The organism is Pirellulales bacterium, assembly GCA_036267355.1.
Lineage (GTDB): Bacteria > Planctomycetota > Planctomycetia > Pirellulales > DATAWG01 > DATAWG01.
On the sequence record DATAWG010000076.1, the window covers coordinates 76,096 to 91,590 of the forward strand.

Here is a 15,495-nt window from a genome sequence, read left to right on the forward strand (position 1 = left end):
CATGCCGACGCTCGCATCGCCGCTGACGCTGATCTTCCCGATGGCGGGGCAATCCGCGCACGAAGGGTTCAAATTCAAGCCCTTTCTCACCCTCGACAAGGAAACTCTGATCGAGGCGGCCGTGCGGCCGTTCGAGAAATGGAAGTCGAGCGTGCGGCGGTTGGTGTTTGTCGTGCTGGAAGAGCACGATCGCGATTACGGCGTCGCGGCCCGGCTGCATGAGCTTTTCTCGATGTGGCCGCATGATGTAATCGTGCTAGCGCATCCGACCGAGGGGCCGGCCATGACGCTGGCCGAAGCCGTGGCGCGCGGACGGATTGCTGGCCCCGCGATCGTGTGCGATTGCGATCATTCGCTGAATGTCGATCCGCTATTCGGCCGAATCGCGGAAGGGGCCGGCATCGAATGCGGCTTCCCCACCTGGAGCCTCCGCGGAGAAAATCTGCGGGCTTGGAGCGTGGCGGCTTGCGGACCGAATGGCCAGGTGGCGGCGATTGCCGAGAAGCAATTGCCGGCGGCGAAAGGCGATTTCGTCGGCGTCGTCGGTTGCTATTACTTCGCACACGTCGAAGCAATCGCCGAAATCGTCTGCCAGCGGCGGTTTGCCTATCTCTCGACTGCGATTCAAGAACTGATCGCCGCCGGCAGCAAGGTGATCGGCGTGCCGATCGCGCGTGCCGAATTCTTCGGCGACACGCGCGGATTGCTCCAAGCCAGGGCCCGGCGCGATCAATTTGTCGGCTCGATTTTTTGCGATCTGGACGGCACCGTCATCGAGCATGAAGCGTCGCCGCGATACGATCAACCTCTCGTGATTCTGCCGGGCAGCAGGGAAAAACTTGCCGAATGGGTCGATGCAGGTTATCTCGTCGTACTCACCACCGCACGCCCGCCATCCGATCAGGCGCCGCTGGAGCAAAGCCTGCGCGAGGCGGGAGTGGCCTACCATCGATTGATCCTGGGCCTTCCGAGCGGGCCTCGCTATTCGATCAACGACCGCAAGCCGTCGGCAATCCTGGTTCCGCAAACCGTGGCGTATGAAGTGTCGCGCAACGAGGGGATTCAGCACATCGTGATCCCTTCCATGACGCCCACGGTTCTCAAGCGCTTCCACGGGGCATCGCTCGCCGACACCGTGCTGGTGGAAGACGACGAGAAACTGTTCGTTCGCAAGCGGGTTCTCAAGCGCGATCAGCTCACGCTCGGCTATGCGAAGCTGCGAAACCAATACCGCACGATGGAACGGCTTGCGCAATACGGCAACATCGTCCCGGCGCTCTACGGCGAACACGATAATTCGCTGGAATACTACTACGACATGGAATATCTGCCCAGGCATCGGCCCGTATCGCAACTCGATAGCGCCGAGCTGGGCGAAGCACTCGGCCGGCTGATGACGTTCTTGCAAGACCGAATCTATGCCGTGAAAACGTCGACCAGTTGTATGGGCGAAGACTGGTTGCTGGCCCATTTTGCCCGCAAGATTTTTCCGAAGCTCGACGGCGTGCAGTCGTATCCCGCGCTCGCGAGATTGGTGAACGCCGAGCGAGTATGCATTAACGGTCGCAGTCGGCCAGGGTTGCGAGCGTTGCTCTCGACGGCTTCGAGTTCGCGCGTCGCTCGGTCGTTGGCGCCGAGATGGCTGTCGGCCGTCCACGGCGATTTGACGTTCGAAAACGTGCTCTACCACCAGGGCGACTTCCGAGTGATCGATGCCGATGGCGGCGACTTTTTGGACGCTGCCGAACTCGACATGGGAAAGATTTTTCAATCGCTCGTCGGCCGATACGAATTCTGGGCACACAGCGACGCCCCGCTATGCGAATTTGCCGACGATTCGAATATCGTCTTGAAGCGCGATTTTCCTCCGCCGGATCCGGCGGTGAAGGATCTGTGCGTGCGCCATTGGTCGCAGATCCTCCATGCCTCGGAAGACCAAGCCTACGCCAAGGGGCTGTTTTACATGGCGCTGCATCTGATTCGCATGATCCCCTTCCGCTTGCGCGTCAGTGAAGAACAAGCGTTGTATGCAATGTGCATGGCAACGGAATGGATGAACACGGCATTCGAGCAGCTTTAGCCTTGGCCGAACCTAACCCACGAATGCTTTGTAAGCAGCGGCGAAAGCGTCTTTATTGAAGTAGGCACATTCCGTGTGCCGTCGGCACACCGCGGCACACCGCGGCACATCGCGGCACATCGCGGCACATCGCGGCACACCGCGGCACACCGCGGCACACCGCGGCACATCGCACGCAGAGCAGCGCAGACGGCATACGGAGTATGCCGGCTACTTTGGTTGCGGCTCCGCCGCGCTGTGGAGAAGTTATTTTTCGGCTGAGCTTTAGTCGAATGGTCGCCCTCGAACACCCGAGCTTGCAGTTGGCGCCGTCCGATACGACAGCCGCGGTCGAGTTGCCGCGAATGGTTCTGCACGTGATGAATTCCGCTGGCGGGGGCGCGGCGATGAGCACGCAAGACTTGATCCACTCGCTCGCCGAGCGCGGAATTCAATCGAGCGTGGTATGTCATGCGATGGGGAGTGAATCGGAGCGGGAGCGGCTCCGCGACTGTGTCGCCGGTCGAGTCCTCTTCACGCCGCTGTATTGGATGAACAAGAAAATCCGCGCGGCCCGATGGAAACGCCCCTTGATCGAAATGCGGCAACTCGTGAAGACCGGCTGGCGGATGGCTTCGACGCGGGCGGTCGTGGAAGCGGCCGAGCGTTATCAGGCCGACTTGATCCACAGCAATACGATTGTCACGGGCGAAGGAGGTTGGACCGCAGCTCGGCTGAAATTGCCGCACGTTTGGCACGTTCGCGAATTGGTCGGTCCGGGCGGGATTTGCCGATTCAACCGCGAGGGAAAGGCGCTGGGCGAGCGTTTGGCGCGGCATGCATCGGTCGTCGTGGCGAATTCGCAAGCAACCGGGGCCCGGCTCGCCGAACTACTGCCGCAGGGATTGCTTCGCGTGGTGCCCAACGGGATCGATATCAGCCGGTTCGCGCCGCGGAAAACGGCGTCGCGCGGCGGGCCACGGGTGGTCGCCATGGTGGCCGCGTTGAGTTCCCGTTCGAAAAATCATCTGCTGTTCGTTCGTGCAGCCGCTCAATTGCGCGACGTGGATGATGTCGAGTTTCGCATCTATGGCGATGATCCTTCGACGAGCGATCCAAGCCGCAAAGATGCCTATGCCAACGCAGTGCATCACGCGGTAGGCGGGCTGGGGATCGATCAGCGGTTCCGCTGGCCCGGGCACATCGCCGAACCGGCCGATATCATGCAGGGAATCGATATCCTTGTGCAGCCGTCGGAGCAAGAATCGTTCGGACGCGTGATGGTGGAAGCGATGGCGGCGGGCATCCCGGTTGTCAGCGTTCGCGGCGGCGGCGCGGCGGAGATCGTCGTCCACGAAGAAACGGGATTGTTGGGGCCGCCGAATGACGTAGCGGCAATGGCCGCCGCGCTCCGCCGCTTGCTGGATAATTCGGCACTGTGCGCGCGATTCGGTGCTTCAGGTCGAGCACGGGTCGAGGCGAATTATTCGCTCCGCGCGTGTACCGAGGGAATGCTTGCAGCCTATGCGCAAGCCATGCATAGCCCCGTCGGGCTGCTGACCGCAACTAGGCAAAGCGTGGATCGACCATGAAGTTTTCGGTCTGCATTCCGAATTACAATTACGAGAAATACCTCGGCCGCACGATCCAAAGCGTGCTGGACCAGACCGAGGCGGATTTCGAAGTGCTGGTCTCGGACAACGCCAGCACGGATCATTCGATGGACGTCGTGCATAGCTTCAACGACCCACGAATTCGCTCGCAGATCAACGCCTGCAACGTCGGTTTCGCCGGCAATCTAGACCGCGTCGGCCGAATGGCTGGGGGCGATCGGATGATGCTGCTTTCGTCCGACGATTTGCTGAGGCCCGGCACACTGGCAACGTATCGCGCGTTTTTTGAATCGCTGGGGCCGGCGGGCATGACGGCCGTCGCCAGCGCCGCGGTCGACGTCATCGATTCCGACGATCGGCCGATCGGGCGCATCGGCTTGCCGGCGAATTCGGTATGGAATGAATCGGACCGTGCGCCGGAGCTCGACACGATCGCGGGTGGGCCGGTGTACCGCGTCGCCGGCCGCGAACTGCTCCGTCGCTGCCTTTTGACGATGCAGAATCCGTTTCAATTCGCCGCGACGATTTATCCACGGTCGCTTTACGAGGCGGTGGAAGGCTACGGCGGCGGGCGGCAATTGAATCCCGACAAATGGTTCCACTGGAAGCTGCTGTCGAAAGCCGACATGGCGTTTTTCATCGACCGCTCGCTGTCGGCCTACCGATGGCATTCGTCGAATCAGGCTTCGCTACAAGCCGGCAGCGGAGCACTGAAATATCTTGTCGATGAATATGTATCGACGTTCGAAATCGATGGCCGGCTCCTCCAGGAGATCGGCTTGCAGCGAGCCGAAGTCGAGCGCGCGTTTATCGAATACGATATCGGGCGCCACGGCTTGGCTACCCTCGGCCGCGGTCAGCGCCGACTGGCGCGGCGCATTTACCACTACGGCAAGGCCGTGTATCCACAACACACCGCCAAGAATCGATATGTTCGAGTGCTTAGACTATTGCTCGCCCTCGGGCCGTTCGGGCAGGCGGCTGCCCGGGCCGCCTACCGCTATCGCACACGCGAAAGCCGTGCAAAGGCTGAGAACGCCTGGGAATTGACTGGATCGTACCGTTGATTGCCGACATGGGGTTCAGTTTCGACTGCGGGAGGCGATGCTCCCGATCGGCGCGCCGATTCGCGCAGATCACGGCTTCTCGGCCACGAAACAGGCGGCTCTCTGTCCGGCTTCCCCGTCGGGGCGGAAGGAAACCGCGGACCATGCGGTTCGTTCGGCGGCTAGCCGGCCTTGAAGTCAGCTCTACTGTCCGCTTTCAGGCGATTCCTCCGATCCGGTATGCAGCGGCGAACCTGAAAACGGTAATCGGACCGCGATCACGCACTACCCTCAGCAACTCCGCGACTTAGAATAGTATCATCGGCCTCTCGCGGTACGTGCGGCTGAAGCCGTCGGGGTTAGACGATTTGAACATACTTTGGCGCGGTATTTTCGATAGCAGAGGTTTCCGTTGGCAGTCTCGATGAGTTCGAACCAATTTGCACAGCCGAATCGACAGTGGCTTACGGCGATGGCCGAGCGTGCCAACGCATTGCGCCAAAAACAGGCAAATCGGGTCACCCTCGGTGGGGTTTGGCTGTTCTTGATCGGGCTGACGATTTTTCTCTCCGGCGTGCGGGCGTTCCGTCTTCCTGTGTTTAATTTGCGCCTGCAGCCGTTCCTGTTTCCGCTAGCCGTGGCGATTCCCATCACGGCGCTGCGAATGGCCAGATTTCCGACAAGGGCGCTTGTCGGACTCATGCTCTTTTGGGCTCTTTACGCGATTTCGCTGGTCGGACCGAGCATCCAGCGAGTGTCCCCGTTCGAGGACGCCACCAAGCTCGCCGCGGGAGTCGCCGTGGTGATCACGGTGGCGGTGCTCGTATCGAGCCGCGCGGATTTCGTTCTTGGCTCGACCGGGCTCGCCCTGGCGATTGGATTGCTCGCCTTTCGCGGCCTTGAAGAAGAACAAGAAAACATCATCGAAGTCGCGAACAAGAATTCCTATTCGCTGTATGCCCTGCCGGCCGTGCTGCTGGCGATTTTCATTGCGGTGCGCGTCGATTGGAAGAAGGTTTCTTTCCGAAAGCTTGCCATTCCGGTCGGCCTGGTGTGTTCCTTGGCAGCCGCAATCGCGATCGTCGCCGGAGCCAATCGATCGGGATATGTGGGACTCGCGCTGATCGTTCTGATGATGGGTTTCTATTTGGTGTTCAGCCCCAGGCTTCGGCTCGGAAAGAAATCGCAAGGAGCAGTTCTGCTGATATGCCTGATCGCGGCGGTGGTGGCCGGCCTGGCCTACAAAGGGGCCGAAGTGTTCGAGCACCGCTATGAGCAGACCGTACAAGGAACGGAATCGGACACGCTACGGATTCATCTGTTTGAAACAGCGTTGATTATCGGCTTGGAGAATCCGATTCGCGGCGTCTCGCCACAAGTCTTGCCGGTAATGTTGGCGCACCGCCTATATCCAGACGTGAATCCCGGGAACGGCGTCGAAACCCACAATGTCTTCGCCCACGTCATCGGCGGATCGGGTTTTATCGCGATGGGTGTTTTACTGTATGTCGCCTGGACATTGTGGTTTTGGAGGTCGCCGAACAAGCGATCCCGCGAAAGCGCCGCGGATTTCTTCGATGCCCGTTGGTTACTGCGGATGATGGTTGTGTTATGGGCGGTCCGCGGCGCGTTCAGCCAAGAAATTCTATACAATCCGGGCTTTTGCATGGGTCTGGGATTGGCGATCGGTTTGTGCATGGTCGAATTGGAAACATTGAAGAAGTCGGCGACATTCGGTCCCGCGATAGGGCGAATACTGCCGGCAAGCGCGGCTCGATCGTAATTGCTTGTGCGGCTTCGCCCTGGTTTATTATCGCGCCGCAATTTGGTGAAAAACCGCATAGCTGTTGCGCCGAACATTGACACCCCGGCGAACTTGCCTTCGGACGCGCGTTCGATCGCGGAATCGTTCGCGGCTCCGGCTTTTTTGTCCGCCGAGGAGCGTCGCCGGTTGAAGGCGATCCGCGTCGGCTTTATCAGCGGCCGGTTCTGCTTTTCCGGCGATGGAATCTGGGCCGATGCCGGCTTGGGACGATTGCTCGATGCGCTTTATCCGTGGTGTGGCCGGCTGACGGCGGCCCTTTGCCAATCCGATCAGCCGCAACCGCTCTTGGATCATCGCCTGCAACTGTCGCCCGACGACGTTCTGCGGTTGCCCGATTTGCCTAGTATCGGCCGCGGCTTCGGCAAGATCGCGTCTTGCCGGCGGGTTATTCGCGCGGTCGAAGAACGATCGGATGTGGTCATCGTTCAGCTTCCGTTTGCGGCGACGCTAGCGCTCGCCGGAGCGCGGCGGCCGCGGGTGTACCAGGTTTGTGCTGACATTTGGGCCTTCGCGAGGCGTTCCTCGCGGTTCGCCGGTTGGAAACGCCCGCCGGCGCTGATCGCGGGGGGGCTCATCGATCGGTTGCAAGCCGGCTTGTTCCGGCGCGGCGACGTGCGCGTCGTGACAAACGGGACAAAGTTGCGAATGCATTATGGCCAACCGCCGGGAAGGGCGGTGATTTCGTCGACGATCCTCGAACCTGAAATCGGCAGCGCGTCGCGATCCCGGCCGGCCGATGCACCGTGGCGGGTGCTGTACGTTGGCTACGTTCGGCACGAAAAGGGAACCGATTTGCTCGTCGATGCGTTCAGCCGGGTGTTGGACGCGATGCCGCATGCAGAGTTGGAAGTGGTGGCGGGGCGCGATGAAGCGGGTCGCGGAATGGCTGCCGGATTCGAGAAGTCTTTGACGGCACTCGAGAAAAAAGGGACCGTGCGATTTTTGGGGCATCGGAATTTTGGCCCCGACTTGTTCCAATGCTTTGCGGATGCCGATGTGCTGGTCGTGCCAAGCCGAACCGAGGGAACGCCGCGCGTGTTGGTTGAAGCGCGGGCATTCGGTTGCCCTGTCATTGGCACATCGGTTGGCGGCATTCCCACGTCGATCACCGACGGTGTCGACGGATTACTGGTGCCACCAGAAGATGCTCCGGCGCTGGCGGAGGCCATACTCCGCTTGGCACGCGATCAGCCCCTTCGAGAGCGGCTGATCGCGGCCGGTTACGAAACCGCCCGCCGGTCGACGGTGGAAGTATTTGCCGCTGGAATTGCCGAAGAAGTGGCTGCGCTCGCGGCCCTTGATGTCTCTCCTCGTCCCTCGCCCCTGGCCCCTCGTCCCTAATCCATGCCCCCGCGATTCATCCTCGGTTTGCACTCCGGTCACAACGCCAGCGCCTGCATCGGCGATGAGTCGGGCTTGATCTATGCCGTTCAAGAGGAACGGCTTCGCGGCGAAAAGAACTATTGGGGCACTCCGACGCGCGCCATGGTCGCTTGCTTGCGGCATGTCGGGGCGGCTACCGCGGATCAGCTTTCAATTGCCCACGGAGGCAACCAAGCGATCTGCAAATACCATAGCCGAGACGACGTGCTGCGAGCGTATCGGCGGCGAAAGTCGGTATGGGGACAATTTCGGCAGCGAATCGCCGTGCCGTTCGTTATCGGGCTACGGCCAAATTGGGGCCAGCAGCGACTAAAGGCCGCCCTCGCAGCCGCGGATTTCGGCAGCGTCCCGCTTTCCTTTCACGACCACCACACGACCCACGCCGCAACTGCGTATTATGGCTTGCGGACCTCGCCCGACGAGAAATACTTGGTGCTCACCTGCGATGGCGACGGCGACCGATTATGCGCGTCGGTGCGCATCATGGGAGGCGGCGACGATCGGTTGGTTGCCGCCACCCATTGGGACAATTCGCTCGGCGCGCTGTATTCGTGGATCACGTTTGGAATGGGTTTCGTCCCGCTGGAACACGAATACAAATTGATGGGGATGGCGCCCTATGCGTCGGACCATGCGGCCGCGGAAATGGCCCAGGTGTTCGCCAAATATCTCCATCTCGATGCGGAGCGGCTGGAATTCCGCCGCAGCACGTTTCGCCGAACCAACGATCTCGCGGAAAGCTTGTTTCGAGAACTGAAAGGGAAACGGTTCGACCATATCTGCGCCGGATTGCAGCGGTTCACGGAAGACCTGCTGTGCCAGTGGACCGCCGCGGCCGTCAAGGCCACCGGCGTGCGGCGCGTTCTGGCGGCCGGCGGTGTGTTCATGAACGTGAAGGCCAACAAGCGGATCGGCGAATTGGATGGTGTCGAATCATTCGAAGCATTTCCTTCGTGCAGCGATGAAACACTCTCCATCGGCGCATATTATCTCGAGGCCGCGAAGCGATTCTCGCCCGACCGGTTGCCGCCGCTAAAGCACTTTTATCTCGGCGACGATCTCGACAAGGTCGACACGGCCGCGGCGGTTCGCAGTTCCGGTTTCCATTTCTCTCAGCCGGCCGACATGGCGGCGACGGCGGCCGAGATTCTCGCCGCCGGACAGCCCATCGCCCGCTGTGCCGGTCCGATGGAATTTGGAGCGCGGGCCCTCGGAAATCGCTCGATCCTCGCCGACCCGCGAAATCAAGATGTCGTGCGCGTAATTAATCAGATGGTCAAGAAGCGCGATTTCTGGATGCCCTTTGCCCCGATGGTCATGGCGGCCAGGCAGGACGAATACCTGAAAAATCCGAAACGGCTGACCAGTCCGTACATGATGATGACGTTCGACACTCGCGACAATTTCCGCGAAATGATTGCCGCGGTGCACAATGCCGATTTGACGTGCCGGGCCCAGATTCTCGAAGCCGACCAGAATCCACCGATGCACGCCATCTTGCAGGCCTTTGCCGAGCGCACCGGCCGCGGCGTGATTCTCAACACGTCCTTCAATCTGCACGGCTGGCCGATTGTCCGCACCGCCGCCGACGCGCTGCACGTGTTCAAGAATTCGGGTCTGGAATACCTGCTCGTCGGCGAATATTTAGTGCGAAAAAAATAGGGTTTTCTAACGAACGAGAATCCTCCGAAGGGTGAGACGGTCAAGCGGCTCGCGAAGCGGTTCTTTATTTGTTGTCAAACGAGCAAAGGCGGTTGAAACACTAAAATGTGCGGGATTTGTGGAGTTGTCGGCGTGGCGCCCCAGGAACCGATCGACGAGGCCGGCTTGCTGCGCATGCGCGACAGCATGACCCACCGCGGCCCCGACGACGCCGGCCATTGGCTGACCGCACACGTCGCTCTCGGATCGAGGCGTTTGGCGATCCTGGATCTTTCCGACCGCGGCCACATGCCCATGAGCACCTCCGACGGCCGGTATCAAATCGTTTACAACGGCGAAGTCTACAACCATCCCGAACTGCGGCGGATGCTGCAATCCCGCGGCCATTCGTTTCGATCGGGTACCGACACTGAGGTGCTTTTAGCACTATTTGCCGAAGAAGGGCCGGCCATGCTCGATCGGCTCAACGGCATGTTCGCGCTGGCCATTTGGGACTCGCTTGATCAAAGCCTCTTTCTCGCCCGCGACCGGTTCGGCATCAAGCCGCTGTATTACGCGGTGGATGAGCAATTGCTCTATTTCGCGTCGGAGCAAAAGGCGCTTTTCGCGGCCGGATTGACCCCGCGCTTCGATCCGACGACTTGGGAAGAATTGCTCGTGTTCCGCTATGTCGCCGGTAGCCGGACGCCCTTGGCCGGCATATCGCGGCTATTGCCGGGGCATTGGATGCGATGGCGCAACGGCGCGGTTGAATCATGCTGCTGGTGGAGTTTGTCCGATCGCGCGAGCGCGGTTCGCGAGAATTTGCCGGCCGACGCCATCCGTTGGTTCGGCCAAACATTCGACGATTCGGTTTCGCTTCGCCGAGTCAGCGATGTGCCGTTGGGCGTGCTCCTCAGCGGCGGGCTGGATTCCAGTAGTGTCGCCGCCTCGCTGTCGGTTCACGGCGGCGCCGGTGTTTCCAGCTTCACCATGCGCTTTGCGGAATCCGACTACGACGAGGGACCGCTGGCGCGGCAGGTGGCCGATCGATGGGGACTCGCGTTCCATGAATGCCGCCTCTCCGCCGAACAATTGTTCAGCCAATTGGAGCACGCTTCATGGCTAAACGACGAGCCACTGGCACACGGCAACGACGTTCATTTGTGGGCCGTTAGTAAATTCGCGAAGCAGCACGTCACGGTCCTTTTGTCCGGCGAGGGATCGGACGAGTTGTTGGGGGGCTACGTTCGGTATCAGCCGTTGTTGCACCCTTGGTTGATCGCTGGTGCCCGGAGGGCGCTGCCGCGGATCGCGCGGGTGGTGCCGCTGCGTGGCCGCCTCGAGAAACTCAACCGGTTTATCGCGTTGGGGCCGCTGGACAACTTTGTTCTGTTCAATAGCTGCGACGTATTGCCGGCGGATTTACGCACGATCGGCTTCGAACCTACCGGCCGCTTCGAATATCGGGAAAACGTTTTGGATGCCGCTAAGCGGCTCTATCCCCGCGAGCCGTTTCGGCAGGCGATGTACAGCGATCAACATACGTTTTTATGCTCGCTGCTGGATCGAAACGATCGAATGACGATGGGCGCCTCGATCGAATGCCGCGTTCCTTTCCTGGATTATCGGTTGCTTGAGACGGCAGCCGCGCTGCCGACGCACACGCTGCTCTCCCGCTGGAAATCGAAACACTTATTGCGTGCATCGGTCGGATCGCGACTCCCTCCGGCAGTTCTTCAAGCACGGAAATGGGGCTTCGGCGTGCCGTGGCGCAGTTACATGCGAGATAAGTCCGAATTCCGCGAGTTGCTCGATCAGTTGACTCGGTTGGAGCCGATCGCGTCCGGTCCGTTCGATCTGCGGAAACTGCGCGCCCTGATCGACGAGTTTTTTTCCGGCAACGACCGTGGCCTGTTGTTGCTGCGTCAATTGGCCATGGTGGCAATTTGGCATCGGGCACATTTCGGGCGACCTAGCATGACGTTCGGCGGCGCGCCGGTGCCCAGTTCGGCCCTGCGATGAACCAGCGGCCGCTTCACCTTTATCATCGACTCGGAAGCCGGTGCCCAACGGCGAGGATGAGCCGAAGAAGTCACACGCATTGCTAGCGCCGTGACCGAAGCGAAATGAGCATACTTGACGACATTTATCAGGCTTCGCCGGTCTTCCTCCAATCGGCGATGGTTACGGCCTATGGAGCCGCTTGGTATGCCAGACGCTTCGGCCGTCACTATCGCCGCAAGGTGCGCGAATTGTCGTCCGCCGAGCGATTCACCAAAGAACGATTTGCCGCATGCCAACTCGCCGCACTAAACCGCATCGTCGGCTTCGCGGCGCAGGCTCGCTATTATCAGTCCGCGTTTGCCAGCGCCGGAATCGCTGGACCGCTCAATTCGCTTGACGAATTGCGCCGCTTGCCGACGCTCAGCAAGCAAACGTTGAGGGAACGGCCGCGTGATCTGCTGACCGGCGCTCCGCCCTGGGGCACGAAAATCCTCCGTTCGAGCGGAACTACCGGCACCCCGACCGACATTTACTACACGCGGCGATTTCACCAAGAAGGTTTGGCCTACTTTCAATCTCGGCTGCGAAGTTGGGCGGGCATCGGACACCGCGATCGGCGCGCCATGTTCGGCGTCCGAAAGGTTTGCAACTTCGCTCAAGTCGCTCCGCCATTTTGGCGGCCAAGCCCAGTCGAGAATCTGGTCTATTACTCGATCTACCACCTTAGTCCAGCCAATTTGCCCCATTACGCCGAGCACCTCGCCCGGTGGCAGCCGCGATTGATCATGGGTTATCCGTCGGCGCTTAATTTGATCGCTCGTGATCTGCTGGAAAGCGGTCGCCGTCTGTCGATTCCGGTCGCGATCACGACATCCGAAACCGTGACGCCTGAAATTCGCGCGTCGATCGAAGCCGGGTTCCAGTGCAGGCTGTTTGACCAGTATGGAGCTGTTGAGGGAACTCATTTCGTCTCGCAGTGTGAACATGGCCGATATCACGTGTCGCCCGAACGCGGAATTATTGAGATTCTTGATGGGGACTCCCCGGCCCCGCCAGGTCGCGAGGGAAGAGTTGTGGTGACCGGACTCGAGAACACGCTTCAGCCCTTGTTGCGGTACGAGATAGGCGACGTCGCGCACTGGGCGGAGGAACAGAACTGCCCCTGCGGGCGGCAAATGCCGATTCTCGGCGGTATTCAAGGGCGCTACGAGGATTACTGCTTGCTTCCCGATGGCCGACGGATGGTGCGGTTCGATACAGTATTTAAGGGTGTTACGGCGATCATCGAGGCCCAGGTCGTGCAAGAGGAAGCCGATCTATTCACGATCAATGTCGTACCGACACAAGACTTCTCGCCGCCGGATCGGCAGAAGCTGCTCGATAATTTTCGCCGGCATGCTGGAAACGTGCGTGTACAAATTGCAACCGTCGATCGCATTGCTCGCACCGCGAACGGAAAGTTTCGCGCCGTCATCAATCGCGTGGTCGGCACCGACTCGCGAGACCTATGACGACGCCGCGGCTGTGCATCCTTACGCAATATTTTCCGCCCGAAATGGGTGCCCCGCAGGCGCGACTCTCCGAACTCGGCGAGCGATTGATCGACTTTGGTTGGCACGTCGAAACGCTCACGGCCCTGCCGAACTATCCCACCGGACACGTATTCGACGGCTACGACCAGCGGCGCGTGGCGGTCGAGCAGATCGGGCGGATCCGCGCGGTGCGAGTTCCGCTCTACACGGCCAAAACCGGATTCGCGAAACGATTGCGGTCGTATTTTTCGTTCGCGGCTTCGGCTTGCCGCTATGGTCCGCGCTGCTGCGCTCGGCCCGATCTCTTGTGGGTCGAATCGCCGCCGCTGTTTATCGGCTATGCGGCGCGCTATCTCCGTTGGCGATGGAAGTGCCCGTTCGTGTTCAATGTCAGCGATCTCTGGCCCGAATCGGCAATCCGCATGGGCATCGTTAAGCCGGGGATCGCCACGCGCATGGCCGAACGGCTCGAACGGAAGATTTACCGCAAGGCCGCGGGCGTGACGGGGCAATCTTCCGAAATCATCGAGGCCGTGCGGCAGCGGGCACCCGGAGTGAAAGCGGAGGTGATCACCAACGGCGTCGATCCAAACCGCTTCGGGCCAGCATTGGCGGATGCGGAATCCCGGGCAATGCTGGGTTCGGAGCCCGGTCCGATTTTCATTTTCGCCGGCTTGCTAGGGCTAGCGCAAGGATTGGATCAGATACTCGATCTGGCCGCATCGCTGCCGGCGGAAGTGCCGGGGCGGTTTGTGCTCGTCGGCGAAGGGCCGGCGCGAGAACATTTGCTCCAGCGGCTCGAGCGGGAGCGAATTGGCCGCGTGAAGATTCTTCCGCCGCAGCCGCGCGCGCGGATACCCGCGCTATTGGCATCCGCCGACGCCGCGATCATCAGTTTGGGAATGGTGATTCCCGGCGCGGTGCCGAGCAAGATTTATGAGGCGATGGCATCGCAGTTGCCGATCCTGTTGATCGCGTCCGGCGAAGCCGCTCAGCGCGTGGAGGAAGCCGACTGCGGAATCGCAGTTGCGCCGGGCGACGCTGCTGGAATCGCTGCGGCCTTCGCTCGATTGGCAGCCGATTCCGAGTTGCGATCACAACTCGGCGACGCCGGCCGACGCGCGGCGGAAACCACTTACAACCGTGATCAAATCGCCGAACGATTGAACCGTTTCCTGTTGCAAATGATCCCCCGGTCCGCTGCCGCGGCAAGGAAAGCATCCTAATGCGATCGATTGCTTGCGTGGTCGGGGCCCGGCCGAATTTCGTCAAGATGGGGCCGATTCTTTCTGGTCTCCACTCCGCCGATCCCCAGTTGAGCACGCTGCTGGTTCACACCGGCCAGCACTACGATGAGGCGATGAGCGATCTGTTCTTCCGGCAGCTTGGCCTGCCGGCGCCCGACGTGCATTTGGAAGCCGGATCGGGCAGACACGGCGAGCAGACCGCGACCGTGCTGTCCCGCTACGAAGCGTGGGTCTTGCAGGCCGATCCTCGGCCGGCGGCGACGCTCGTTGTCGGCGATGTCAATTCGACGCTCGCTTGCGCGCTGGCGAGCGTAAAGCTCGGCGTGCCGGCGATTCATGTCGAAGCCGGCTTGCGAAGCTTTGATCGCACGATGCCGGAAGAAATCAATCGCGTGCTGACCGATGCCATTGCCGAACTGTTGCTGGTGAGCGAATCGGATGGCATCGAAAACCTGAAGCGAGAAGGCCGGCCCGAATCCGCAATTCGCTTGGTGGGAAATGTAATGATCGATGTGCTCATGGCGCAGCTACCGGCGGCGCAGGCATTGCACGAGCCCGAGCGAATGGGGCTAGTGCCGGGCGAGTTTGCGGTTTGGACGATGCACCGCCCTTCGAACGTCGACGACCCAGCCCAACTCGCGGCCCTCGCGGAAAGCATGGCCCGAATCGCCAATCGATTGCCGGTCGCGTTTCCGGTGCACCCGCGGACGCGGGCCCGGTTGGAATCGGCTGGCCTGTGGCAAACGCTCGACGAATCGCCGGGCGTTCGGCTCACGCCGCCACTTGGTTATCTGGAATTTCTCGGTCTCTCGTCTGCCGCGAAACTGATCGTCACCGATTCGGGCGGGCTACAGGAGGAATCGGCCGTATTGGAGATTCCCTGTCTGACGTTGCGGCGCAACACCGAACGCCCGGTGACAGTTTCAAGCGGTACCAGCACGCTGGTCGGCACCGACATCGCGCTCGTCGAACGCCTCGTCGACGACATCCTCGCGGGCCACTACAAGCATGGCAAAGCCCCATCCCTCTGGGACGGCCGCGCCGGCGAACGCATCGGGGCTGAAGTCGTTCGCTTCTTGAATTCGCAACCAGCGGCGTCCAAAACGTAATTTGCGACGCGATCGCAAGATGGAGAGACTTGT

Annotated in this window: 10 protein-coding genes; all 10 read left to right on the top strand. The window is 60.8% G+C overall.

Annotation, left to right across the window (positions count from 1 at the left end; all coding sequences use genetic code 11):
* Position 1 precedes the first annotated feature (1 nt).
* The gene (locus VHX65_12065) at positions 2-2,080 is read left to right on the top strand and encodes a phosphotransferase (protein ID HEX3999278.1); all 2,079 of its coding nucleotides are present in this window, start codon (positions 2-4) and stop codon (positions 2,078-2,080) included.
* 272 nt (positions 2,081-2,352) lie between these two features.
* Complete coding sequence (locus VHX65_12070) at positions 2,353-3,651, top strand: glycosyltransferase family 4 protein (GenBank protein HEX3999279.1); 1,299 nt, start codon at positions 2,353-2,355, stop codon at positions 3,649-3,651.
* The gene (locus tag VHX65_12075) at positions 3,648-4,739 is read left to right on the top strand and encodes a glycosyltransferase family A protein (protein ID HEX3999280.1); all 1,092 of its coding nucleotides are present in this window, start codon (positions 3,648-3,650) and stop codon (positions 4,737-4,739) included. Before VHX65_12070 ends, VHX65_12075 begins: the two co-directional genes overlap by 4 nt.
* 391 nt (positions 4,740-5,130) lie before the next feature.
* Positions 5,131-6,501, top strand: coding sequence for an O-antigen ligase family protein (locus VHX65_12080; GenBank protein ID HEX3999281.1), 1,371 nt, complete (start codon positions 5,131-5,133; stop codon positions 6,499-6,501).
* Between the two features lie 93 nt (positions 6,502-6,594).
* A complete protein-coding gene (locus VHX65_12085) occupies positions 6,595-7,884 on the top strand; it encodes a glycosyltransferase family 4 protein (protein HEX3999282.1) in 1,290 nt (429 codons plus the stop codon).
* A 3-nt stretch (positions 7,885-7,887) separates the two neighbouring features.
* On the top strand, positions 7,888-9,588 hold the full coding sequence (locus VHX65_12090) for a carbamoyltransferase C-terminal domain-containing protein (protein HEX3999283.1): 1,701 nt from the start codon (positions 7,888-7,890) through the stop codon (positions 9,586-9,588).
* A 105-nt stretch (positions 9,589-9,693) separates the two neighbouring features.
* Complete coding sequence (gene asnB / locus VHX65_12095) at positions 9,694-11,592, top strand: asparagine synthase (glutamine-hydrolyzing) (GenBank protein HEX3999284.1); 1,899 nt, start codon at positions 9,694-9,696, stop codon at positions 11,590-11,592.
* A gap of 104 nt (positions 11,593-11,696) precedes the next feature.
* Positions 11,697-13,085, top strand: a complete 1,389-nt coding sequence (locus VHX65_12100; GenBank protein HEX3999285.1) for a hypothetical protein — start codon at positions 11,697-11,699, stop codon at positions 13,083-13,085.
* Entirely contained in the window at positions 13,082-14,332 is a 1,251-nt protein-coding gene (locus VHX65_12105) for a glycosyltransferase family 4 protein (protein ID HEX3999286.1), read from the top strand. Before VHX65_12100 ends, VHX65_12105 begins: the two co-directional genes overlap by 4 nt.
* Positions 14,332-15,462, top strand: coding sequence for a UDP-N-acetylglucosamine 2-epimerase (non-hydrolyzing) (wecB, locus tag VHX65_12110; GenBank protein ID HEX3999287.1), 1,131 nt, complete (start codon positions 14,332-14,334; stop codon positions 15,460-15,462). The genes VHX65_12105 and wecB overlap by 1 nt, the downstream gene beginning before the upstream one ends.
* The last annotated feature ends 33 nt before the right edge of the window (positions 15,463-15,495 follow it).

Coding starts and splice junctions, on each gene's coding strand:
- VHX65_12065 (HEX3999278.1), top strand. CDS start 2: ATGCCGACGCTCGCATCGCCGCTGACGCTGATCTTCCCGATGGCGGGG.
- VHX65_12100 (HEX3999285.1), top strand. CDS start 11,697: ATGAGCATACTTGACGACATTTATCAGGCTTCGCCGGTCTTCCTCCAA.
- asnB (HEX3999284.1), top strand. CDS start 9,694: ATGTGCGGGATTTGTGGAGTTGTCGGCGTGGCGCCCCAGGAACCGATC.
- VHX65_12070 (HEX3999279.1), top strand. CDS start 2,353: ATGGTCGCCCTCGAACACCCGAGCTTGCAGTTGGCGCCGTCCGATACG.
- wecB (HEX3999287.1), top strand. CDS start 14,332: ATGCGATCGATTGCTTGCGTGGTCGGGGCCCGGCCGAATTTCGTCAAG.
- VHX65_12075 (HEX3999280.1), top strand. CDS start 3,648: ATGAAGTTTTCGGTCTGCATTCCGAATTACAATTACGAGAAATACCTC.
- VHX65_12105 (HEX3999286.1), top strand. CDS start 13,082: ATGACGACGCCGCGGCTGTGCATCCTTACGCAATATTTTCCGCCCGAA.
- VHX65_12090 (HEX3999283.1), top strand. CDS start 7,888: ATGCCCCCGCGATTCATCCTCGGTTTGCACTCCGGTCACAACGCCAGC.